At 62.6% G+C, this 23,062-nt stretch carries 17 protein-coding genes; 13 read left to right on the forward strand and 4 right to left on the reverse strand.

Annotation, left to right across the window (positions count from 1 at the left end; translation table 11 throughout):
* Positions 1-204 precede the first annotated feature (204 nt).
* Both J3485_RS09005 and J3485_RS09010 read left to right on the forward strand, forming a co-directional pair.
* Positions 205-1,404: an NnrS family protein gene (locus J3485_RS09005; RefSeq protein ID WP_206955728.1), complete on the forward strand. Its 1,200-nt coding sequence runs from the start codon at positions 205-207 to the stop codon at positions 1,402-1,404.
* Positions 1,405-1,667: 263 nt separating this feature from the next.
* Complete coding sequence (locus tag J3485_RS09010) at positions 1,668-3,011, forward strand: nicotinate phosphoribosyltransferase (RefSeq protein WP_206952142.1); 1,344 nt, start codon at positions 1,668-1,670, stop codon at positions 3,009-3,011.
* Positions 3,012-3,013: 2 nt separating this feature from the next.
* Here J3485_RS09010 and J3485_RS09015 read toward each other — a convergent pair whose 3' ends face one another.
* From J3485_RS09015 to J3485_RS28880, 3 genes are all read right to left on the reverse strand, one after another.
* Positions 3,014-4,435: an aspartate aminotransferase family protein gene (locus tag J3485_RS09015; RefSeq protein WP_206952143.1), complete on the reverse strand. Its 1,422-nt coding sequence runs from the start codon at positions 4,433-4,435 to the stop codon at positions 3,014-3,016.
* 35 nt (positions 4,436-4,470) lie between these two features.
* Positions 4,471-5,805 (reverse strand): glutamine synthetase family protein, encoded by a 1,335-nt coding sequence (locus tag J3485_RS09020; protein ID WP_206952144.1) that lies wholly within the window; start codon positions 5,803-5,805, stop codon positions 4,471-4,473.
* Between the two features lie 233 nt (positions 5,806-6,038).
* Positions 6,039-6,245 (reverse strand): hypothetical protein, encoded by a 207-nt coding sequence (locus J3485_RS28880; protein WP_242538528.1) that lies wholly within the window; start codon positions 6,243-6,245, stop codon positions 6,039-6,041.
* A gap of 329 nt (positions 6,246-6,574) precedes the next feature.
* Here J3485_RS28880 and speB point away from each other — a divergent pair, with 329 nt between their 5' ends.
* Positions 6,575-7,540: an agmatinase gene (gene speB / locus J3485_RS09025; RefSeq protein ID WP_206952145.1), complete on the forward strand. Its 966-nt coding sequence runs from the start codon at positions 6,575-6,577 to the stop codon at positions 7,538-7,540.
* A 16-nt stretch (positions 7,541-7,556) separates the two neighbouring features.
* On the opposite strand, the gene J3485_RS09030 is transcribed toward speB, so the two are convergent.
* Positions 7,557-8,993 carry an MFS transporter gene (locus J3485_RS09030; RefSeq protein WP_309476996.1) on the reverse strand — a complete coding sequence of 479 codons (1,437 nt, stop codon included), beginning with the start codon at positions 8,991-8,993 and terminating at the stop codon, positions 7,557-7,559.
* 148 nt (positions 8,994-9,141) lie between these two features.
* On the opposite strand from J3485_RS09030, the gene J3485_RS09035 reads away from it, so the two are divergent.
* From J3485_RS09035 to J3485_RS09080, 10 genes are all read left to right on the forward strand, one after another.
* On the forward strand, positions 9,142-10,014 hold the full coding sequence (locus J3485_RS09035) for a LysR family transcriptional regulator (RefSeq protein ID WP_206952146.1): 873 nt from the start codon (positions 9,142-9,144) through the stop codon (positions 10,012-10,014).
* A 100-nt stretch (positions 10,015-10,114) separates the two neighbouring features.
* Positions 10,115-12,298, forward strand: coding sequence for a prolyl oligopeptidase family serine peptidase (locus J3485_RS09040; protein WP_206952147.1), 2,184 nt, complete (start codon positions 10,115-10,117; stop codon positions 12,296-12,298).
* Positions 12,299-12,565: 267 nt separating this feature from the next.
* Positions 12,566-13,711 carry a hypothetical protein gene (locus J3485_RS09045; protein WP_206952148.1) on the forward strand — a complete coding sequence of 382 codons (1,146 nt, stop codon included), beginning with the start codon at positions 12,566-12,568 and terminating at the stop codon, positions 13,709-13,711.
* 333 nt (positions 13,712-14,044) lie between these two features.
* Positions 14,045-15,454 (forward strand): NarK family nitrate/nitrite MFS transporter, encoded by a 1,410-nt coding sequence (locus J3485_RS09050; RefSeq protein WP_206952149.1) that lies wholly within the window; start codon positions 14,045-14,047, stop codon positions 15,452-15,454.
* A gap of 13 nt (positions 15,455-15,467) precedes the next feature.
* A complete protein-coding gene (locus J3485_RS09055) occupies positions 15,468-19,268 on the forward strand; it encodes a nitrate reductase subunit alpha (RefSeq protein WP_206952150.1) in 3,801 nt (1,266 codons plus the stop codon).
* A complete protein-coding gene (gene narH, locus J3485_RS09060) occupies positions 19,265-20,785 on the forward strand; it encodes a nitrate reductase subunit beta (protein ID WP_206952151.1) in 1,521 nt (506 codons plus the stop codon). The genes J3485_RS09055 and narH overlap by 4 nt, the downstream gene beginning before the upstream one ends.
* A 1-nt stretch (position 20,786) precedes the next feature.
* Positions 20,787-21,521: a nitrate reductase molybdenum cofactor assembly chaperone gene (narJ, locus tag J3485_RS09065; RefSeq protein ID WP_206952152.1), complete on the forward strand. Its 735-nt coding sequence runs from the start codon at positions 20,787-20,789 to the stop codon at positions 21,519-21,521.
* Positions 21,518-22,246, forward strand: coding sequence for a respiratory nitrate reductase subunit gamma (gene narI, locus J3485_RS09070; RefSeq protein WP_206952153.1), 729 nt, complete (start codon positions 21,518-21,520; stop codon positions 22,244-22,246). The genes narJ and narI overlap by 4 nt, the downstream gene beginning before the upstream one ends.
* 155 nt (positions 22,247-22,401) lie before the next feature.
* Complete coding sequence (locus tag J3485_RS09075) at positions 22,402-22,635, forward strand: type II toxin-antitoxin system Phd/YefM family antitoxin (protein WP_206952154.1); 234 nt, start codon at positions 22,402-22,404, stop codon at positions 22,633-22,635.
* Positions 22,632-23,027 carry a type II toxin-antitoxin system VapC family toxin gene (locus tag J3485_RS09080; RefSeq protein ID WP_206952155.1) on the forward strand — a complete coding sequence of 132 codons (396 nt, stop codon included), beginning with the start codon at positions 22,632-22,634 and terminating at the stop codon, positions 23,025-23,027. The genes J3485_RS09075 and J3485_RS09080 overlap by 4 nt, the downstream gene beginning before the upstream one ends.
* The last annotated feature ends 35 nt before the right edge of the window (positions 23,028-23,062 follow it).

Raw genomic sequence — 23,062 nt, forward strand, 5'->3', positions numbered from 1 at the left:
GGGGATGCTCGCGAATGCTGCATGCCGATACGCAAATTGTCGCAGCAACGCGAAACGTGCGCCGGGCGCGCTATGCTGGCGACGTTTGTATCACCACGTGAGCTATTTCGGGCAAGCGCGGGTTGCGTCGACGTCGGCAATGGTAAAAGCGGCGCCTAACACGGAAGCCTCAGACGGCACGCGCCGCCGAGGAGAAACAGCATGATGAAGATCAGCGAGCCGCTCGGGCGCGGCACATCGAAGCAAGCATCGGGGCTGCCGCTGCTGCGGCTCGGATTCCGTCCGTTCTACCTCGGCGGCGCGGCCTTCGGTGTCATTGCCATCGCACTCTGGCTCGCCGCACTGCACGGCGCCGGCGCGGCGGGGCACGACGCGCGGCTGACGGGCGTTCTCTGGCACGTGCACGAGATGCTGTTCGGGTTCGTCGCCGCGATCGTCGTCGGCTTCCTGCTGACCGCCGTACGCGCGTGGACATCGCGTCCGACGCCGACCGGCGCATCGCTTGGCGCGCTGTGGCTGCTGTGGATCGCCGGGCGCGTGCTGGTTTGGACGGGGCCGGAGCCCGTTGCGGCGGTCGTCGACGTCGCATTTCTGCTGATCGCCGCCGTCGTGTTGCTGCGCGTGCTGATCGCCGCGAAGAATCGTCATAACATTTTCTTGCCCGTGGCGCTGGGGCTGTACGGACTCCTCGACGCGCTCTTCCATTGGTACGCTTGGGACGGGCGCGGCGATCTCGCATTGCGCGTGGCGTATGCGACGACAGGCCTTGTCATCATGTTCGTCTCCGTGATCACCGGCCGCGTCGTGCCGATGTTTACGACGAACGCGATCAAGGGCTTCACGGTCAAACGCTGGAAGTTTGTCGATACCTGGGCAACGCCCGCGCCGCTCATTGCGCTGATCGCCGATGCCGCCGGCGCGCCCGCGGCGCTCGTGGCAGCGTGCGCGGCGGCGACCGCCGTCATCCATGCCGTCCGTATGGCCGGATGGCGTTCGTGGCGAGTCGGGCCGCGACCGATTCTCTGGATTCTGCACGCAGCATGTCTGTGGATCCCCGTGGGCTTTGCGCTGCTTGCGTGTTCGGCGCTCGGCCTCGTCTCGCATTCCATCGCGATTCATGCGCTGACGGTCGGCGCGATCGGCGGTGCGATCATCGCAATGGTCACGCGCACGGCGCTCGGGCACACTGGGCGAATGCTCGTGGCGGGCCCGTTCGAGATGACGAGTTACTGGCTCATGATCGCAGCGGCGCTCGCGCGCGTGTTCGGGCCCATCGCATTCGCCGGTGCGGCCGACATATGGATCGATGTGGCGGGCAGTCTTTGGTGTGCGGCGTTCGTCGTCTATCTGATTCGCTACGCGCCCTATCTGAGTTCGGCGCGCATCGACGGCAAACCCGGTTGAAGCCTGCCGCCGCCGTCTCCGCCATCGGTTAGCGTAGCGTTTTCGCGCGGGCGAGCGCACAGTTCATCTGTGTCCATCTGTTTTGCTCGCTTGAATGCCTATCCATCCACCATGCGTTATAGGCGCAGTCAAAGCATTTACGAAAAAGCGTTCGCGACCGAGCGGAGCGCCATGCGCTATGTGAGGCATGATGCCGCTGCATAACGCCGATACGGCGGCGGTGTTCGCGCTGCGACACCGGCCTTCACGGCGGAGACGACATCATGAAGCTATCGCTGCACAGCACGCTTCTGACTGATCTTTACGAATTGACGATGCTTCAGGCGTATTTCGACGCGTGCATGAACGACACGGCGTCGTTCGAGTTGTTCGTGCGCGCGTTGCCGATGCAGCGCAACTTCCTGATGGCGGCCGGGCTCGAGCAAGTGCTCGACTATCTCGAGCACGTTCGATTCACGGCCGACGAACTGTCCTCACTGTCTAAGACGGGCCGCTTCTCGACGCCGTTTCTTCGATCGCTCGAGCATCTACGCTTTACAGGCGACGTCGACGCAATGCGCGAGGGCACTGTGTTTTTCCCCGACGAACCCATCCTGCGCATCACTGCGCCGATGCGCGAGGCGCAGTTCGTCGAAAGCCGCGTGATGAACGTGGCGCATTTCGAAACCGTCGTCGCGAGCAAGGCGGCCCGCTGCGTGCTTGCTGCGCCCGACAAACTGCTCGTCGATTTCGGGCTGCGGCGCGCACATGGGGCGGAGGCGGCCTGGTTGTCGGCTCGCGCGTGCTATTTGGCCGGATTCAGCGGCACGGCGACGCTCGCGGCGGGGCTGGCGTTCGACATCCCCGCTTACGGCACGATGGCGCATTCGTATGTGCAGGCACATGCCGACGAGGCGCTCGCGTTCGAGCGTTTCGCGCGCTCGCAGCCGACGAATGCGACGCTATTGATCGATACGTACGACACGGAAGCCGCGGCGCGAAAGGTCGTCGCGCTGGCGTCACGGTTGGCCCGCGACGGTATCGCTGTTCACGGCGTGCGCCTGGACAGCGGTGACCTTGGCGAACATGCCAGACATGTACGCCACATTCTCGACGAAGGCGGGCTCACGGCCGTGACGATCTTCGCGAGCGGCAACCTCGACGAATACCGGCTCCGGCAACTGGTGGCCGAACAAGCACCGATCGACGGATTCGGCATAGGGACGCGTATGACTACTTCAGCCGACGCGCCGTATCTCGACTGCGCGTACAAGCTCGTCGAGTACGCCGGCGAGCCTCGCCGCAAACGCTCGGAAGGGAAGGCAACGTGGCCCGCACGCAAAGCGGTGTATCGGTTGGCCGGACGCAACGGCGTGATGGCCGGCGATTGGATCACGCTCGCCCACGAGCGGCGCGACGGCGAGCCGCTGCTCGAACCCGTCATGCGCGCCGGCAAGCGCTGCGCGGAGCCCGCGACGCTGCAAGCGGCGCGCGAGCATGCGCGCAGACAACTGCGGGCGCTGCCGCCGGCTCAGCGCTCGCTCGACGTCGACGAGCCGTATCCCGTGGCGGTTTCCGACGGCTTGCGCGAGCTGGCGAGGCGCCTGGACGAGCGGCCTGCGCATTGAGCCTAAGCGATCCTCCCCAATTGCCGTGCCGTCGCATCGACGGCACGCTTTGCCTTTTCCACGATTTCGTCGATTTGCGCGTGCGTGACGACGAGCGGCGGGGAGAGCAGCATGCGGTCGCCCGAGGCACGCATGATGAGGTTGCCGTTGAAGCAGAAGTCGCGGCAGATCGCGCCGACCTCGCTCGCATTGGCGAAGCGTTTGCGTGCATGCGGCTCCTGTGCGAGTTGCACGCCCGCGACGAGGCCGGCGCCCGCTACCTCGCCGACGATCGGGTGAGCGTCGAACACCTGACGCAGGCTCGCTTGAAAGTAGGGCCCGGCATCATGCTTGACCCGCTCGACGATCCGTTCGTCGCGCAGCAGCTTGAGATTCGCCACGGCCACGGCGGCAGCGACCGGATGACCTGAATACGTCAGGCCGTGATTGAACTCCCCATTCTCGATGATCGATTTCGCAATTCGATCATGCAATGCAACAGCACCCATCGGAACGTAGCCGCTCGTCAAGCCTTTGGCGAGCGTCAGCAGATCGGGCGCGAAGCCGAAATGCTGGTGGGCGAACCATTCGCCGGTGCGGCCGAAGCCGCCGATCACTTCGTCGGCGACGAGCAGCACGTCGTACCGGCGGCAAATGCGTTCGATTTCGGGCCAATAGTTCGAAGGGGGAAAGATGACGCCGCCGGCACCCTGAAACGGTTCACCGATGAATGCCGCGACGTTCTCGGGCCCGAGTTCGAGAATCTTCGCTTCGAGTTGTCGGGCACGTGCTAGGCCGAACGCTTCCGGCGTGAGCGCATCGCGCGCCTCGCCGAAGAAATACGGCTGATCGATGTGAACGATATGCTCGACCTTCGAAGGCATTTGCGCGTGCATGTATTGCATGCCGCCGAGTGTGCCGCCCGCGATCGTCGACCCGTGATAGCCGTTCTTGCGCGAGATCACGTACTTTTTCGAAGGTTTGCCCTGCGTCGCCCAGTATCGATAAACGATGCGTAGCACCGTGTCATTGCCTTCGGAGCCGCTGTTGCAATAGAAGAAGTGATTGAACGGCGCCGGCGCCAGTTCGGACAGCAGCGCGGACAGCTCGATGACGGGGGGATGCGTCGTCTTGAAGAACGTGTTGTAGTAGGGCAACTCGAGCAGCTGACGACAAGCCGCATCGACCAACTCTTTTCGGCCGTATCCGACGTTGACGCACCATAGCCCGGCCATGCCGTCGATGATGCGATTGCCGTCGGAGTCCCACAAGTAGACGCCCTGGGCCTTGACGATCACGCGGCTGCCGGCGCGGTTGAGCGCGCCCATGTCCGAAAACGGATGTAGATGGTGCGCGGCGTCGAGCGCGCGATAGTCAGCAGTACTAAGCGATTGCTCGCCGCCGCCGCTTCGCGAGGACATGAACGGTTCGACATCGTGGCTCATGGTGTGCCTCCATTGAATCGAGTCGCATGCGGGTTTCAAACGTGCAGCAGCAAATGCTTGCGTTCCCACGAACTGATGACGCGGAAGAACGCGTCGTATTCGGTTTCCTTCAACGTGACGAAAGCCTTCACGAATGCCTCGCCGAGGATCGAGGCGAGCGGCTCGGAGGCGGCCATCAGCGTGAGTCCCTCCTCGAGGTTGCGCGGCAGTTGATAGGGCATGCGGTAGCCGTCGTCGACGAGCGGTTCGGTCGGCGCGAGGCGCTGGGTGAGGCCGAGATAGCCGGCCGCGAGCGTGCCCGCGATCGCGAGGTAGGGATTGCAGTCGACGCCGGGGATGCGGTTTTCGATGCGCCGCGTTGCCGGCGACGAATGCGGAACGCGAAAGCCTACGGTGCGATTGTCGTAGCCCCACTGCACGTTGATCGGCGCGGCCATGAAGCGCGATAAGCGTCGATAAGAGTTGATGTACGGCGCGAAGATCGGCATCAGCGCCGGCGTGTATTTTTGCAAGCCGGCGATGTATTGATAGAAGCACTCCGTGGGCTCGCCCTCGCGTCCCGCGAACAAGTTGCGGCCCGTCTCGAGATCGACGAGGCTTTGATGCACGTGCATCGCGGAGCCCGGCTCGCCCTCCATCGGCTTGGCCATGAACGTGGCGTACATGCGATGGCGCAGCGCGGCCTCGCGCACGGTGCGCTTGAACAAGAACACGCGGTCGGCGAGATTGAGCGGATCGCCGTGCAGAAAGTTGATCTCCATCTGCGCCGCACCCACCTCATGGATCAGCGTATCGACCTCGAGTTCTTGGATCTCGCAGTACTCGTAGATGTCCTCGAACAGCGGATCGAACTCGTTGACCGCCTCGATCGAATACGCTTGGCGTCCCGTCTCGGCGCGTCCGGTGCGGCCGATGGGCGGGCACAGCGGCAAGTCGGGATCTTTGTTCATTTCGACGAGATAGAACTCGAGTTCGGGGCCGACGACGGGCTTCCAGCCCTTCGCGGCATAGAGCTCGAGCACGTGACGTAAAACGCGTCGAGGCGAGATGGCCACGGGCGTGCCGTCGAAATGCACGCAATCGTGGATCACCTGCGCCGTGGGATCGACGGCCCATGGGATGAGCCGGATCGTCGAGGGATCGGGCACGCAGGCCATATCGGGATCGGTCACGCCCGTCAGACTGCCGTCGTCGGGGTACTCGCCCGTCACGGTTTGAATCATCACGGCTTGCGGTAAACGCATCGATTCGCCCGATTCGAACTTGCTGCGCGGAATGATTTTGCCGCGAGCGATGCCGGCCATGTCGGGGATGATGGCCTCGATCTCGGTGATGCGATGCTTCCTTAGAAATTCGTCGATGTCGCACATGGGATTTCTCGATTCTTCGACGACGAGTGAATTATTTAGCATAACTAACTAATTGAAAAATGGATTGCTGGGTGCCGAGCGAATGGACGAGCGGTTGCAGTCGTCGTTCTGCAGCCGAGGTATCGCCTGCGCGGCGCGCATAGGGCGAGCACGCGCCTCGCAACGAACGCGATGACGCCGACGCAATGGCGGCGCCGAATCGAGCTGAAGCGCGTGACGGGCGGGGAGAGGCGCTACGGCAGCAGCGAAGCGACGCCGTCGATGGGGACGGCGATGTACGCGCGCGCCGACGTGACGTTATGACGTCGAACGGAACGACGGGATAGGATCGTGAAGACGGACAGCAACCGGCGGAACGCAAGCTGGCCGGTGCTGCCGTTGGCGATGGCGCGCTCGGCGCGAAGACGACTCGCGACTTGGCTGCGATTCCATCTGACCAATGGGCCTCGGACTCTCACAATGACACTCGACTCGGTGACGTTGAGGTTGTACAACTGAAACACTAACAGTCAGCATATATCAGCCAAGAGCGCCGTCAATCCCCTTTGAAGATAGGGCGGACGGAGTAACCCATCGAGGCTGCGTCAGCCTTGCCGGCCGGCGTCGTGCGCTCTATGCGCTTTGCGCAGGCGCGCGAGGCGCTGCTCGCTTGGCTTCGTCGCATTATCGGGATGTAATTAGAATGGCGCGACAAGTCGCTGCATACGCTCGAGCAGTCCACCGAGTTGAAGTCGGGCTCGTCGGCCCGCGCTAAAGGAAGCTTTTACTCATGACCGAATCGCTCTATGGCGACGGCGCCATTCGTCGTTCTTCGCTGTACGGATCGTCCATCGAAAACACATACGCGGGCGCGCTTTCGTTCATGCGCCGCCGCTATACGCGTGAGCTCGAGGGCGCCGACGTCGCGATCTCGGGCGTGCCGCTCGATTTGGCGACGACGTTTCGCTCAGGTGCGCGCCTAGGGCCTGCGGCCGTACGCGCCGCAAGCGTGCAGCTCGCCGAGCTCAACCCGTATCCGTGGGGCTTCGATCCGTTCGACGCGCTCGCTGTCGTCGATTACGGCGATTGCTGGTTCGATGCGCATCGTCCGTTGACGATCAAGCCGGCGATCATCGAGCACGCGCGCACGATTCTGCATAGCGGCGCGAAGATGCTCACGTTGGGCGGCGATCACTTCATCACCTATCCGCTCTTGATCGCACATGCGCAGAAGTATGGCGCGCCGCTATCGCTGATCCATTTCGATGCGCATTGCGACACCTGGCCCGACGACCAGCCCGACAGCCTCAATCATGGGACGATGTTCTACAAGGCCGTGAAAGACGGGCTCATCGATCCGAGCACATCGGTTCAGATCGGCATCCGCACGTGGAACGACAACTTCATGGGCATGCACGTGCTCGATGCGCCTTCGATTCACGAGCATGGCACGCGCGCTGCCGTCGAGCGCATCAAAACCGTCGTTGGCGCACGGCGCGCGTACTTGACGTTCGACATCGATTGCCTCGATCCCGCATTCGCCCCCGGCACGGGAACACCCGTGGCGGGCGGCTTGTCGTCGGCGCAAGCACTGGCGATCGTGCGCGCGCTCGGTGAGATCGATATCATCGGCGCGGACGTGGTGGAGGTCGCGCCCGCCTACGACCACGCGGAGATCACAGCGATCGCCGCGGCTCACGTGGCGTGCGACCTGCTTTGCCTGTGGCGGCAGCGCAAGGTTGGGGCGGCAAGGTAACGGCGCGATCGCCGCTTCAACGAGATGCGATGCTTGCGCTGCGTGCCTCACGATGCGCAGTGCCGGCCGATCTTGCGGCCAACCAGGCGGCGCAGGCGTAGGTGATGCCCGCCACGACGCCCACGGCGGTGAGCGCCGTCGTCAAATGCGTCGCGAGCATGGCGGCCGCCCCGGCAAACGCGACGCCGAGCAAGCTGCCCGATTGACGCAGCGCATTGAGCAGGCCCGATGCGACACCCGCCGATTCGGCAGGCACCTGCTCGAGGATGGTCGAGATCATCGGCGGCACCGACAAGGCCGTACCGGCACCGAACGCCGCCATAGCCACGATCACGAATCCCCACGCGGCGTTCGATTCGAACAGCACCGTCGTCGCCGGGCCGGCAATCGTTGCCATCCCGAGGCCGATCGTCATCAAGCGCGTCGCGTTCATGTGCCCGTGCAGCTTGCCGGCCAGCACGTTGCCGAGCGAGAGGCTGGCGGCCATCGGCAGCATCGCGAGTCCCGTATGCCGCGCATCGAGTCCGCGCACGCCATGCAGGTACAGGCTCAACAGGAACAGCAAAGCGAAGTAGCCGACATAGACGAGGGTGCCGCTCGCATTCATCGCGACGAACTTCGCATTTCGGAACCACGCGAGCGGGACCATCGGGTCGGACACGCGACGCTCGATGGCGATCAGCGCGAATGCCGCGAAGAGGGCGACGGCAATGGCCGCAAGCACTTCCCGCGCGGCGATTCCGCGCGTGGGCAGTTCGATCGCGGCAAAGCACAGCGCTGCGAGCGCGATCGTGCTCGTGAGTTGGCCGCCCCAATCGAAGCCGCGCGCGCGGGCGGGCGCCGTGGCACGCACGGCGATCCACGCCCCGACCAATGCGACCGCACCCGTCGGCACGTTGACGAGAAACGCGCTGCGCCAGCCGAACCCGTCCACGAGCAGCCCGCCCGCCACAGGTCCGATCGATGCGGCGACCGATGCGATGCCGGCCCAGGCTGCGATGGCCTTGGCCCGCTGCACCGGATCGTCGAACGTCGCGCGCACGATCGCGAGCGACGCGGGCAGGAACAAGGCCGCCCCCATGCCTTGCACGAAGCGCGCCGCGATGAGCGTGCTGACCGACGGAGCCGCCCCGCATCCGGCTGAGGCCGCGACGAACAGCGCGAGGCCGCAGAGATAGACGGCCTTCGCGCCGAACCGATCCGAGGCCACGCCGCCGGCAAGAATCAGCGCGGCGAAGCTGAGCGTATAGGCATCGACGATCCATGCGAGGCCCGCGACGGAAGCGCCGAGATGCGCGCGCATCGCGGGCAGGGCGACGTTGACGATCGTCGTATCGAGCACCGCCATGAACATGCCGCTGGCGACGAGCACGAGCGTCAGCCGCTGCCGAGCCGCCTGGCGGCGTTCGAGCAGACGGTTCGGGGTAAGCGATTCGACAGCGCAGTCGGTCACGACGGGCTCCTATTTTCTAGCATGCTGCAACGCAGCGGATCCCCAAAGTCTATAGACTGGTGCTGTTGCGTCAAAGCAGTGAATCTGCACGACACCGATGCAAAAATGCATCATGCGACGATCCGTACGAGAACCCGAAGGCACGCCGATGACTAACTGGGACAATGCACGTTTTTTCTTGGCCGTCGCGCGCACAGGCACGCTGCGTGGCGCTGCGACGCGTTTGGGCGTCGATCAAGCGACGGTCGGCCGGCGCATCGCTTTGCTCGAGGAGGCATTGTCGGCGCGGCTCTTTTTGCGCACGCCAACCATGTACGTGCTGACGTCGGCCGGCGAGGCGTTGATCGCGCCGGCCGAGGCGATGGAGCAGGCTGTCCATCAAATCGAACGTCGCATCGTCGGCATGGACGATCAACTGTGCGGGACGATCCGGATTGCCACGACCGATACGCTCGGCAGGCGTTTCGTCGTGCCCGCGATCGCGAAGCTGCGCGCCGCGCATCGCGGCATCGACGTCGTGTGCGTCACGTCGCCCGACATCGCGAACCTGACGCGGCGCGAGGCCGACATCGCCATCCGCACGTTGCGGCCCGAATCGCCCGATCTGATCGTGCGCCGCCTCGGCCAGCTCGAATCGGGCATCTATGCCTCGCGCGCGTATCTGGCGGCGCGCGGCGAGCCGAGCGAAGGCGGGGCGTTCGAGGGGCACGACCTCGTCATGTACCAGCAGCCGCTCGTGCCGTCGATGTGGGATGCGCTGTGCGGCGAGCCGACTCAACGCGGGCGCGTGGCGTTCCAAACCTCGTCGACGATGATGCTGTTCGAAGCGGCGATCGCTGGCCTCGGGGTCACGGAACTGCCGTGCTTCAGGGCGGACTCCGAGCCGGAGCTCGTGCGCGTGATGCGTGATCGACGCGATTGCTTCGACGTATGGCTCGTGGCGCACGCGGATTTGTACAAGACGGCGCGCATTCAAGCATTTATCGAGGCCATCGCCCGCGAATTCGAGCAGGCGCCGTGAGCCGATGCGCGCTTCGCGCCGATATTCGAGCAAGTTCTCTACTATCGTCGTTCGCGCAGCGCGTTAATCTTGCGCGTCGTTACTTGGAGCGAACACGACAATGAAACGAAACAAGCCTCTGATAGCCGTAGCGCTTCTGTCCTGCCTTGCCTCGAGTGCCTCCTGGTCTGCCGATCACCCCCCTGTCGCTCCCGTCCACGCCGTGACCACCGTCTATTACGGGACACCGGTCGTCGACGACTATCGCTACATGGAGAACCTCAAAGATCCCGAGGTGCAGGCCTGGATGAAAGCCCAGGACAGCTACACGCGCGGCGTGTTGGCCGCCATTCCCGGCCGTGACGCACTCGCCAAGCGCGTCGAAACGCTGATGAGCGGCGATCTGCGGCGCACCGACTTCACGCGCCGAGGCCATCGTCTTTTCTATCAAACGGCCGCCGCCGGCGACAACTTACTCAAGCTGGCCTACCGCGACGGCGTGGACGGCCAAGAACACGTGCTCGTCGACCCGGCAAAGCTCTCGACCGATACGACGCGTCATTTCGCACTCGATTGGTATGCGCCGTCGTGGGACGGCCGCTACGTTGCCTACGGCATTTCGGAGGGCGGCTCGGAGCAGAGCGTATTGCACGTCCTCGACGTGCAAACGGGGCGTCGGTTGAGCGAATCGATCGATCGCACGAGTTCGTGCGTCGTGTCCTGGCGCAGCGACAACCGCTCGTTCTTCTACCTGCGCTATCCGAAGGTCGGCCCCGATACGCCGCTTGCGCAAAGCGAATACAACGCCGTGGCGCATCTTCACGTGCTCGGGCAGAACGTGGACGGCGACGGCGACGAAGCGGTGTTCGGGCGAGGCGTTTCGCCCAAGATCGACGTGCCCGAGGGGCAGGCCGCCTATGTCCTCGTGTCGCCGGGTTCGCCGTATGCGGTCGCGGTGGCCAATCACAACATGGACGACAACCCCAACACGTTCTACGTCGCGCGCTTGGCCGACATCCACGGCGCCGATACGCCGTGGAAGAAAATCGCCAGCCCCGCGGACGGCGTCGTCGACGTGCAATTGCACGGCGATCGCCTGTATGCGCTGACGGGCAAGGATGCCTCGCGCTTCAAGGTCGTTTCGGCACCGCTTGCGCATCCCGATCTCGCACAAGCGGACGTGATCGTGCCCGAGGGGGCCAACGTCATCGATTCGTTCGCGCTCGGCAGCGACGGCATCTACTTGGCCGAGCGCGCCGGGGCCACGTTCGAATTGCATCGAACCGGTTTCGACGGCAAGGACGATCGCACGATTTCGCTGCCGTTCGCAGGGGCGATCCACGATCTCGCGCCCGACGCGAAGTTGCCCGGCGTGATGTTCGAGCTGCACGGCTGGGTCGAGTCGCCGCGCGAGCTCGCTTACGCGCCAGGCGCGGCCGCGGCGACCGATACGAGTTTGATTCCGCCGTCGAAGACCGAATCGGACGATTTGCAAGCGCAAGAGACGTTTGCCACGAGCTACGACGGCACGCGCGTACCGGTATCGATCATCTCGAAGAAGGGCATCAAGCTCGACGGCACACACCCGACGATCATCTACGGTTACGGGAGCTACGGTTTCTCGATGGATCCGAGCTACCAGCCTGCTTGGCGGGCCTGGTTCGAGCAAGGCGGCATCATGACGGTTGTGCACATGCGCGGCGGCGGCGAATACGGCGACGCATGGCATCGCGCCGGGCAGAAGCTCTGGAAGATCAACACGATGTTCGACTTCCTCGCCGGCGCGCACTACATGATCGACCACGGCTATACGCAGAGCCAATACCTGGTGGCCAACGGCCGCAGCGCGGGCGGTATCGTGATGGGCGGGGCGCTGACGATCGATCCGGGCTTGTTCCGCGTCGTGCTCGACGATGTGGGCGTATCGGATACGCTGCGCTTCGAGACGGAACCGAACGGCCCGCCGAACGTGCCCGAGATGGGGTCGACGTCGAACGAGGTCGGCTTCCATGGTCTCTACACGATGAGTGCCTACGCGCACATTCATGACGGCACGCCGTATCCGGCGGTCATGTTCACGACGGGAGCGAACGATCCGCGCGTCTCGCCGTGGCACATGCTGAAGATGACCGCGCGCGTGCAAGCCGCGACCTCGAGCGGGCATCCCGTGCTGCTGCGGGTCGATTACGATGCGGGGCACGGCATCGGCTCGAGCGTTGCGCAGACGGCCGATCGCTATGCCGACGAATGGGCATTCGCGCTGTGGCAAGTCGGCGCCGCGGGCTTTCAGCCGCGAGCGCATTGAGCCGTTTCACCCGCCCGAATAGCGGGCGGGCGTAGTGTTTTATTCGCTATGAGCGGTGGGCTCCCCGGTTTGTCCGCTTATCGAAGCGCCTCTTGAATCATGAATGTTGCATTTGGTACGGCGGCGAGCTATTTTCCGCAGCAAGCCAAGAAATCTACTTTTCTTTGGTACGCTCAAGTACGCAGAAAAGCGCGAGGTCGGCAGGCAGACTACGGTCAACGGCCGGATGACATCGAAGCGATTAACATTTTCTACGGGGATACCTAGATGAACCTAGGCGAGGCACAGAATTTCGTCGCCAACTTCGTGTTTACCGATGCCGTCCATCCGGCACACCTAGCAGCCATCCGCGTCGCAACGGGAAATTACGCCACGCGCAATCAAGCTGCTATGGCCAATGCCATCAGTGGCCAGTTTCGCCGAATGCGCGAATTGCTACAGTTTCTTGACAAAGGATTTCCCCTCTACCAGCGCGGCGACGTGCTGATGGCAATCAACCAAGTTTTCAACCTGCATCTATGGCGTATAGACGATGTGTCCAGGCTGCTGACCTCCCCGCGGCTAACCAATAAGTGCTTGTACCTACAGCGCCTGCCGCAACCGGATCAATTGCGCTTGCAGGCTTTTTTCGCCGCGGCGCAGGTCGTTCATCCGCTCGCCGACATCGAACGTGTCGTGCGGATCGTCGAACTATTTCTGGACAACGACGCGGCGGACGTACTCGACGTGCTGGATGAGGTGACGGCTCAACTGCCGACTGCGCCGATCGCTCAAGCGGACCGCGTCAAAGCGACCGCTCGCTTGGGGCGACTTCTGCCTACCTCGATACCCGAGCTCATCAAGATCAAGAACAAGTACCCCGGTTGGCGGTTTTCCGGTTTCACTCGTTGGGGGCCGGGTAATCACGGCACGCCGCAGGATAACTACGAGGAGCATTTCAAGAAGCACGTGTGCAATTCGACCGGAGCCTATCCCGAAGAAACCGCGTGGTGGTGGCGCGCACTAGGTATCCAGCTCAACCTCGTCCAATTGCAAAATCCCGGCCCGAACGGTGCTGAAGCAGCGCTATTTGAAGGCGACGGTAAACTTGGCCGGCGCGGGCTCGACACGTTCGTACGCACGCATTTGCAGCATCGCCCCTTATTGATGAATGCGCTGCTGGCAACGTATGGTCCGGCCTACACCGAGTACGCGCTGCAGGCTACCCGCGAGATGGGCGATGTCGTGATCGAATCGGACGGAACCGTGGCGCTGATCAGTTGCTTTACCGGTCATGTCATCGCTTTCGGCAGATTTGACAGCGAGGCAAGCAACGACACCGGTTTGTCGAGCTGCTATTTCGTTTTGCCAGTGCATCGTAAAGTCAAGCTCAATACCGACAAGCCGACCGCGATCATGTTGATGCGTCGCTAATCTTTTTTGCTCGTCGACAATGAATGCTTTAGGTCAACATTGATCGTCATCGATCGATGTTGACCTACCACCGCTTCCCGGCTTCTCTTCCCCTTTCCCACTCTCCCGGTTCCGACGTGCTTCGTGGTTGATTCACATCAACACGATGCGAGCGCGGATCCCATGCCGAGCGGACACGTTGTCGCGGGAAATATCACTCTGTGCTGTGCTTGATCGGCATCAACCTCGCCAGCGGGTGGACCGGTTAGTTTGTGAACCGTCGGCACTCGAACGTTCACACCCAATCTTCGAACGCGTCGCGCCGACGCCAAACCGAATCGATAGGGGAACGTCATGAACCTGCGTTCGCTGACTGAGCGAAGCGGCCACACGCTGGAAATCTGGACACCTGAAGACAAGGCGTTTTGGGAGCGTGAAGGCGAGGCCGTGGCCAAGCTCAATCTGTGGATCTCGGTGCCGGCGCTGTTCCTCGCTTTCGCGATCTGGCAGGTCTGGAGCGTGGTGGCCGTAAGCTTGCCCTCGCTCGGCTTCAAGTACAGCACCGATCAGCTCTTTTGGCTCGCCGCCGCACCGGCGCTGAGCGGCGCCACGCTGCGCATTTTCTACTCGTTCATGGTGCCGCTCGTCGGCGGTCGGCGGTGGACGGCGATCTCTACCGCGTCGTTGCTCGTGCCCGCGCTCGGCATCGGCTTCGCCGTACAAGACAATACGACGTCTTACACGACGATGCTCGTACTGGCATTGCTCTGCGGATTCGGCGGCGGCAACTTCAGTTCCAGCATGGCCAACATCAGCTTCTTCTTTCCGAAGGAGCGTAAAGGCTCCGCGCTCGGCGTCAATGCGGGGCTCGGCAATCTCGGCGTGTCGGTCGTCCAATTCTTGAGCCCGCTCGTCGTGACGGCGGGCGTGCTCGGCATCTTCGGCGGCGCACCGCAAACGATCGTCAAGGCGGGCCATACCGCGCAAGTCTGGACGCAAAACGCCGCGTTCATCTGGGTGCCCTGGATCGCGGCCGCTTCGCTGGCGGCCTGGTTCGGCATGAACGACATCGCGCAAGCGAAAGCCTCGTTCGCCGCGCAGGCGGCGATTTTCCGGCGCAAACACAACTGGCTCATGTGCCTGCTTTATCTGGGCACCTTCGGTTCGTTCATCGGTTATGCGGCCGGTTTCCCGCTGCTGATCAAGAACGAGTTTCCGCGCGTCAATCCGCTCGCGTACGCCTGGCTCGGACCGTTGATCGGCGCGATCGTGCGGCCGTTTGGCGGCTGGCTCGCCGATAAGCTCGGCGGTGCGCGCGTCACGTTGTGGAACTTCGTCGTGATGGCGCTGGCGGTCGGCGGCGTACTGTTCTTCCTGCCGTCCGGCCCGTCGGGCGGGAGCTTCGGCGGCTTCTTCGCGAGCTTCCTCTTCCTTTTCTTTACAACCGGCATCGGCAACGGCTCGACGTTCCGCATGATCCCGGTGATTTTTCTGGCGTTGAACCTGCGCGAAGTCGACCCGCGTGATCGCACGGCCATGGAGCGCGCCGCGAAGCAGGGCAATACCGAAGCGGCAGCCGCGCTCGGTTTCTCCGCGGCGATGGCGGCTTACGGCGGCTTCTTCATCCCGAAGAGCTACGGCAGTGCGATCGCGCTGACGGGCGGCCCGCAAGCGGCGCTCTATCTTTTCATCGCTTTTTATATCGTCTGCATTGCGGTCACGTGGTGGCACTACGCACGCCGCGACGCACCGATGCCTTGCTGATTTCGGAGCATCCATGGGTCATTTTCTCGATCGACTGATTCACTTCGCGCTGCCGTCCGAGCGCTTTTCGGAGGGCCACGGCGTGACCACGGGCGAAGACCGCACGTGGGAAGATGCGTACCGCAATCGGTGGTCGCACGACAAGATCGTGCGCAGCACGCACGGCGTCAACTGCACGGGCTCGTGCTCGTGGAAGATCTACGTGAAGGGCGGCATCGTGACGTGGGAGACGCAGCAGACCGACTACCCGCGCACCCGCTGGGACATGCCTAATCACGAGCCGCGCGGCTGCGCGCGCGGCGCCTCGTATTCGTGGTACCTGTACAGCGCGAACCGCGTCAAATACCCGATGGTGCGCGCTCGTCTGCTCAAGCGGTGGCGCGCGGCGCTGGCCGTGCACGCCGATCCCGTCGACGCATGGGCGTCGATCGTCGAAGATGACGATGCCCGGCGCGACTATCAGCAGGTGCGCGGCATGGGCGGCTTCGTGCGCAGTTCGTGGGACGAAGTCAACCGGCTCGTCGCCGCGGCCAACGTCTATACGATCAAGCGGCACGGGCCCGATCGCATCATCGGTTTCTCGCCGATTCCCGCGATGAGCATGGTCAGCTACGCGGCCGGCAGCCGCTATCTGAGCCTCATCGGCGGCGTTTGCATGAGCTTTTACGATTGGTATTGCGATCTGCCGCCGGCAAGTCCGCAAGTGTGGGGCGAGCAGACGGATGTGCCCGAATCGGCCGACTGGTACAACTCGACGTTCATCGTCGCGTGGGGCAGCAACGTGCCGCAAACGCGCACGCCCGATGCGCACTTCTTCACCGAAGTGCGCTACAAGGGCGCGAAAACCGTCGCCATCACGCCCGACTACAGCGAAGTCGCGAAGCTGGCCGATCAATGGCTGCATCCGAAGCAAGGCACCGACGCCGCGCTCGCGATGGCGATGGGCCACGTCGTGCTGACCGAGTTCTTCTTCCGCAAACGCAGCACGTATTTCGACGATTACGTCCGCCGCTATACGGACATGCCGTTGCTCGTGATGCTCGAGCCGCGCACATTGCCGGACGGCCGCACGACGCTCGTGCCCGATCGCTACGTGCGCGCGAGCGACTTCGATGGACACCTGGGGCAGACGAACAACCCCGAATGGAAGACGGTCGCGTTCGATCGCGCAGGCCGCGTCGTGTTGCCGAACGGTTCGATCGGATTTCGCTGGGGCGACGAAGGCCGCGACGATGCGGGTAAATGGAATCTCGAGGAAAAGGACGCGCAAAGCGGGCAAGACACGAGCCTGAAATTGTCGGTCATCGAAGACGGGCCGCAGCCGCACGAGATCGTGGATATCGCGTTTCCGTACTTCGGCGGCGCGCACAACCCGCATTTTCCGGCGAACGAGCAAAGCGGCAAGATCACCGTCGCGCGTGTGCCGGCCGTGCGCGTTTCGCTCGCGGACGAGAACGGTACGCACGAAGCGTACGTTGCGACCGTCTTCGATTTGCAAGCCGCGCAGTACGGTGTCGATCGCGGCTTGGGCAGTGGTGCATCGAGCTACGACGAAGACACCGCTTACACGCCGGCATGGGCCGAATCGATCACGGGCGTGGAGCGCTCGCAGATCGTCGCGTTGGCCCGCCAATTCGCCGACAACGCCGACAAAACGCACGGCAAGTCGATGGTCATCATCGGCGCGGCCATGAATCACTGGTATCACGCCGACATGAACTATCGCGGCGTCATCAACTTGCTGATGATGTGCGGCTGCATCGGCCGCAACGGCGGCGGCTGGGCGCACTACGTCGGCCAGGAAAAGCTGCGTCCGCAAACGGGCTGGACGGCGCTCGCGTTCGCACTCGACTGGGTACGTCCGTCGCGCCAGATGAATGGCACGAGCTTCTTTTATGCGCATACCGATCAATGGCGCTACGAGCGGCTGAGCCCTAGCGAGATCGCCTCGCCGCTCGCCGATGCATCGCGCTTCGGGTCGAGCATGATCGACTACAACGTTCGTGCCGAACGCATGGGCTGGCTGCCGAGCGCCCCTCAATTGAAGACGAACCCGCTGCATCTCGCGCAAATGGCAGCGGCGGCGGAGCAAGATATAAGCGACTTCGTCGCACGGGGCCTCATGGAAGGCAGCCTGAAGATGAGCTGCGAAGACCCCGACGCGCCGGAGAACTGGCCGCGCAACATGTTCGTCTGGCGCTCGAACTTACTTGGTTCGTCGGGCAAGGGGCACGAATACTTCTGCAAGCACTTGCTCGGCACGAGCAACGGCGTACAGGGCAAAGATCTCGGCCCGAGTGACGCAAAGCCCCACGAAGTGAATTGGCACGAAGCCGCGCCTGAAGGCAAGCTCGACTTGCTCGTCACGCTCGACTTCCGCATGAGCACGACGTGCTTGTATTCCGACATCGTGCTGCCGACGGCAAGCTGGTACGAGAAGAACGATCTCAATACGAGCGACATGCATCCGTTCATCCATCCGCTGTCTGCGGCCGTGGACCCGGTCTGGCAATCGCGTTCCGATTGGGAGATCTACAAGGGATTCGCGAAGGCGTTCAGCGAGGTTTGCGGCGGTCATCTGGGTATGGAGCAGGACGTCGTCATGACGCCGCTCATGCACGACACACCGGGCGAGTTGGCGCAACCGTTCGACGTGCGCGAATGGCACAAGGGCGAATGCGCGGCGGTGCCTGGCAAGACGGCGCCGCAAGTGAATGTGGTCGAGCGCGACTATCCGAATCTGTACAAGCGCTTTACGGCGCTGGGCCCGCTGATGACGAAGATCGGCAACGGGGGTAAGGGGATTGCCTGGGAAACGCAGGTCGAAGTCGATCAGTTAGGAGAGCTAAACGGTTTGACGGCCGAGGCCGGCGTAACACATGGGATGCCTCGCATCGTCACGGACATCGACGCCTGCGAAGTCATTCTTCAGCTCGCGCCGGAAACGAACGGGCACGTGGCCGTCAAGGCGTGGGAGGCACTATCGAAAGCGACGGGCCGCGATCATTCTCATCTGGCCTTGCCGCGCGAAGACGAAAAGATCCGCTATCGCGACATCCAAGCGCAGCCGCGCAAGATCATCAGTTCACCGACCTGGAGCGGTATCGAGAGCGAGACGGTCAGCTACAACGCCGGCTACACGAACGTCTATGAGCTGATTCCTTGGCGCACGCTGACGGGCCGTCAGCAGTTCTATCAAGACCATCCGTGGATGATCGCGTTCGGCGAGGGCTTTTCGAGCTACCGCCCGCCCGTCGATCTCAAAGCCACGGACGTCATGAAAGGAGTCAAGCCGAACGGCAACACCGAGATCGTGCTGAACTTCATCACGCCGCATCAAAAGTGGGGAATACACAGCACCTACAGCGACAACCTGCTGATGCTGACGCTCAATCGCGGCGGCCCGGTCGTCTGGCTCAGCGAAGACGATGCGCGCCGTGCAGGCATCGAGGACAACGATTGGATCGAGCTGTTCAACGTCAACGGTGCGATTGCGGCGCGGGCCGTCGTCAGCCAGCGCGTCAATCCAGGCATGGTGCTCATGTATCACGCGCAGGAAAAGATCATCAATACGCCGGGCTCTGAAATCACGGGGGTCCGCGGCGGCATTCACAACTCGGTCACGCGGATCGTGCTCAAACCGACGCATATGATCGGCGGCTACGCGCAATTGAGCTATGGCTTCAACTATTACGGAACGATCGGCACGAACCGCGACGAGTTCGTGGTCGTGCGCAAGATGCGGCGTGTCGATTGGCTCGACGAGCCCGCTGTCGCGGTGAACGCGGCAAAAACGGAAGGAGCGGGACAATGAAAGTGCGCGCCCAAATCGGCATGGTGCTCAATCTCGACAAGTGCATCGGATGCCATACCTGCAGCGTGACCTGCAAGAACGTATGGACGAACCGTCCCGGCGTGGAGTACGCCTGGTTCAACAACGTGGAAACCAAGCCTGGCGTCGGTTATCCGAAACAATGGGAAAACCAGGAGAAATGGAACGGCGGCTGGGTCCGCAAGAAAGACGGTTCGATCGAGCCGCGCCAGGGCGGCAAGCTCAAGGTGCTTTCGCGCATCTTCGCCAATCCGAATTTGCCGGAGATCGACGATTACTATGAGCCCTATACGTTCGACTACGATCATTTGCACAGCGCCCCGGAAATGAAGGCGGCGCCGACGGCCAAGCCGCGCAGCCTCATCACGGGGCAGCCGATGGAGAAGATCACGGGTGGCCCGAACTGGGAAGAAATTCTCGGTGGCGAATTTGCCAAGCGCGGACAGGACAGCAATTTCGAAGCGATTCAAAAGGACATCTACGGACAATTCGAAAACACGTTCATGATGTACCTGCCGCGCTTGTGCGAGCACTGCCTCAATCCTGCTTGCGTTGCTTCGTGCCCGTCGGGGTCGATCTACAAGCGCGAGGAAGACGGCATCGTCCTGATCGATCAGGATAAGTGCCGCGGCTGGCGCATGTGCGTGAGCGGATGCCCGTACAAGAAGATCTATTACAACTGGAAGACGGGCAAAGCGGAGAAGTGCATTTTTTGCTATCCGCGCATCGAAGCCGGCCAGCCTACCGTGTGCTCCGAGACCTGCGTCGGGCGTATTCGTTATCTCGGCGTGCTGCTTTACGACGCCGATCGCATCGAGGCGGCCGCGAGCGTCGAAAACGAAAAGGATCTGTACCGCGCGCAACTCGACGTCTTTCTCGATCCGCACGATCCGATCGTGATCGAGGCGGCGCGCCGTGACGGCGTGCCCGAGAACTGGCTGGAGGCGGCGCGAAACAGCCCCGTGTATCGGATGGCCGTCGAATGGCGCGTGGCGCTGCCGCTCCACCCCGAATACCGCACGCTGCCGATGGTCTGGTACGTGCCGCCGCTCTCGCCGATCACCGGTGCGGCGCAAGCGGGACATATCGGCGCAAACGGCGCGATCCCCGATGTGAACCAACTGCGCATTCCCGTGAAATATCTTGCCAACTTGTTGACGGCCGGCGATGAAGCGCCCGTCGTGCGCGCGCTCGAAAGGATGCTGGCCATGCGAGCCTATCAGCGCGCGAAGCACGTCGACGGCGTGACCGACGATACGGTGCTGCGACAAGTCGGCCTGAGCGTCGCGACGATGGAACACATGTACCGTGTGATGGCGATTGCCAACTACGAAGACCGCTTCGTCATTCCGACTTCGCATCGTGAGTATGCCGAAGACGCATTCGACCTGCGCGGCGGGTGCGGCTTCAGCTTCGGCAACGGCTGTCATCACGGTGATGAGCCGAGCCTGTTCGGCGGCGAAGGCAAGCGCACGATTCCGATCAAGGTGGAGAGCTGAGATGGCGCAATTCGACAGACGACAACACGCTTTCGCGCTGACGCTGCGCGCGCTCGGTTACTTGTTGCGTTACCCCGACGCCGAGTGGCGCGCGCATCTGAACGACGTTTGCGGCACGCTGCGCGATTCGCGTGTGCTCAGCGGCAATCGTCTCGAGCAAATCGAATCGCTCGCGCAAACGATTAGGACTGCTGACGAACTCGATGCCGAGGCGGCCTACGTCGAACTGTTCGACCGGGGACGCGGCACGGCATTGCATTTGTTCGAGCACGTGCATGGCGATTCGCGCGAGCGTGGGCCCGCCATGCTCGATCTGATTGCCACTTACGAGCAGGCCGGCCTGACGTTGCGGGGGGATGAATTGCCTGACCATCTCACGGTATTGCTCGAATATGCGTCGACGCAACCGCGCGAGGCGGCGCTCGCTTTGCTTGGCGAAGTCGCGCATATCGTGCAGCGCATTCACGGCGCGGTGGACAAGCGCGGCAATGCTTATGCCGCTGTGCTCGGTGCGCTACTCGATCTAGCGGGCGTGCGCGTCGACACGGCGGGCGGGCACGCCCACGAGCCGGAGCCCGATCTCGACGCGGCATGGGAGGAGCCCGCCGCTTTCGACGGTTGCGGCAACCAAGGTCAGCAAGGAGCGGGACAAGCACAACCGGTGCACGTCGTGCGTCGCGCACCCGCGGTCGATTCACACGCAGCGCATAGCGCCGCACGAGGAGAACGGGCATGAGCACCTCACTCGATACGTTCTTTTTTTCCGTCTACCCGTATATCTGCCTCTCGATCTTCCTGATCGGCAGCCTCGCGCGATTCGAGCGAGCGCAGTACACGTGGAAAAGCGATTCGTCGCAGTTGTTGCGGCGTGCGCAGTTGCGATGGGGCAGCAACCTCTTTCACATCGGCGTGCTGTTTCTGCTGTTCGGTCATACGGTGGGTTTGTTGACCCCGCACGTTGTCTACTCGGCGTTCATTAAGGCGTCGCAAAAGCAGATGCTTGCGATCGTGTCCGGTGGCCTTGCCGGCACGCTGTGCTTCATCGGATTGACAATGCTGCTGCATCGGCGCCTGTTCGATCCGCGCATTCGCAAAACGAGCCGCCGCACCGATATCGCACTTCTGATCGTGTTGTGGGTGCAATTGTGTCTGGGGCTTTCGACGCTGCCGTTCTCGTATGCGCAGCGCGCCGATGCGCACGAGATGCTGGTCCTTGCCGATTGGGCGCAGCACATCGTGACGTTGCGTCCCGATGCGAGCGCGATGGCCGCCGTGCTTTGGCCGTTCAAGCTGCACTTGATATTGGGGATGACGGTGTTTCTGTTGTTTCCGTTCACGCGCCTCGTGCATATCTGGAGCGGTTTCGGTACGCTGGCTTATGCGCTGCGGCCGTATCAGCTCGTACGCTCGCGTCGCTTGGGGCCAGTGGCGCGGCGCAACGGGGCGCGGCGTGGGGTTTGAAGGTACGCGGCGGTATAGCGCCGGCGGGCACGCGTCGGTAGGTCTGCTTAACGTTAATAGGCCGTCAAAGCAGGAATCGTCTTAGTCAATGTGACTTGTAGGCATAGTCATTTTATGATACCTTGATGACCATAGGCAAATGACCATGGTGCGATATGCAAGGAAATCAGGTATCGAAGTCTGAATTCAAGGCGAAGGCGTTGGAGTTCTTTCGGCAAGTCGAGGCGTCGGGCGAAAGTGTCGTCGTGACTGATCACGGCCGACCTACGCTGGAGGTTCGACGGTACAAAAGCGTGGAGCGCAGCCCGCTGGAAGTGCTACGCGGCTCTGTTGTTCGCTATGACGATCCTACCGCTCCCGTTGACGTGGAGTGGGAGGCGGCGCAGTGATCGTCCTGGATACACACGCGCTGGTGTGGTGGGTGAATGGCGACAGTGCATTAAGCAAAAAGGCGAAGGCCGCCATCGGGCGCGAACTCGATGGCGGTCAAATCGTTGTTTCAAGCATATCCGCCTGGGAAGTGACGATGTTGGTCGAGCGTGAGAAGCTGGTACTTTCGATGGACGTCAGTAGTTGGCTTTCGATGGTAGGCGAGATCGACGCGGTGCGTTTTGCGCCGGTAGATGCCGAAATAGCGATCAAATCGGTCGAGTTGCCTGGTGAGTTTCACAAAGACCCGGCAGACCGTATGATCGTCGCAACTGCACGCAAGCTCGCCGCGCCACTCGTGACGCGCGACGACAAGATTCGCGCCTATGCTCATGTCAGGACGATTTGGTGAAAACAAACCGTATGATCTGAAGGATTTTGCACAAA

Source organism: Trinickia acidisoli, assembly GCF_017315725.1.
Classification (GTDB): Bacteria; Pseudomonadota; Gammaproteobacteria; order Burkholderiales; family Burkholderiaceae; genus Trinickia; species Trinickia acidisoli.

Coding starts and splice junctions, on each gene's coding strand:
- J3485_RS09005 (WP_206955728.1), top strand. CDS start 205: ATGAAGATCAGCGAGCCGCTCGGGCGCGGCACATCGAAGCAAGCATCG.
- J3485_RS09010 (WP_206952142.1), top strand. CDS start 1,668: ATGAAGCTATCGCTGCACAGCACGCTTCTGACTGATCTTTACGAATTG.
- J3485_RS09015 (WP_206952143.1), bottom strand. CDS start 4,435: ATGAGCCACGATGTCGAACCGTTCATGTCCTCGCGAAGCGGCGGCGGC.
- J3485_RS09020 (WP_206952144.1), bottom strand. CDS start 5,805: ATGTGCGACATCGACGAATTTCTAAGGAAGCATCGCATCACCGAGATC.
- speB (WP_206952145.1), top strand. CDS start 6,575: ATGACCGAATCGCTCTATGGCGACGGCGCCATTCGTCGTTCTTCGCTG.
- J3485_RS09035 (WP_206952146.1), top strand. CDS start 9,142: ATGACTAACTGGGACAATGCACGTTTTTTCTTGGCCGTCGCGCGCACA.
- J3485_RS09040 (WP_206952147.1), top strand. CDS start 10,115: ATGAAACGAAACAAGCCTCTGATAGCCGTAGCGCTTCTGTCCTGCCTT.
- J3485_RS09045 (WP_206952148.1), top strand. CDS start 12,566: ATGAACCTAGGCGAGGCACAGAATTTCGTCGCCAACTTCGTGTTTACC.
- J3485_RS09050 (WP_206952149.1), top strand. CDS start 14,045: ATGAACCTGCGTTCGCTGACTGAGCGAAGCGGCCACACGCTGGAAATC.
- J3485_RS09055 (WP_206952150.1), top strand. CDS start 15,468: ATGGGTCATTTTCTCGATCGACTGATTCACTTCGCGCTGCCGTCCGAG.
- narH (WP_206952151.1), top strand. CDS start 19,265: ATGAAAGTGCGCGCCCAAATCGGCATGGTGCTCAATCTCGACAAGTGC.
- narJ (WP_206952152.1), top strand. CDS start 20,787: ATGGCGCAATTCGACAGACGACAACACGCTTTCGCGCTGACGCTGCGC.
- narI (WP_206952153.1), top strand. CDS start 21,518: ATGAGCACCTCACTCGATACGTTCTTTTTTTCCGTCTACCCGTATATC.
- J3485_RS09075 (WP_206952154.1), top strand. CDS start 22,402: ATGCAAGGAAATCAGGTATCGAAGTCTGAATTCAAGGCGAAGGCGTTG.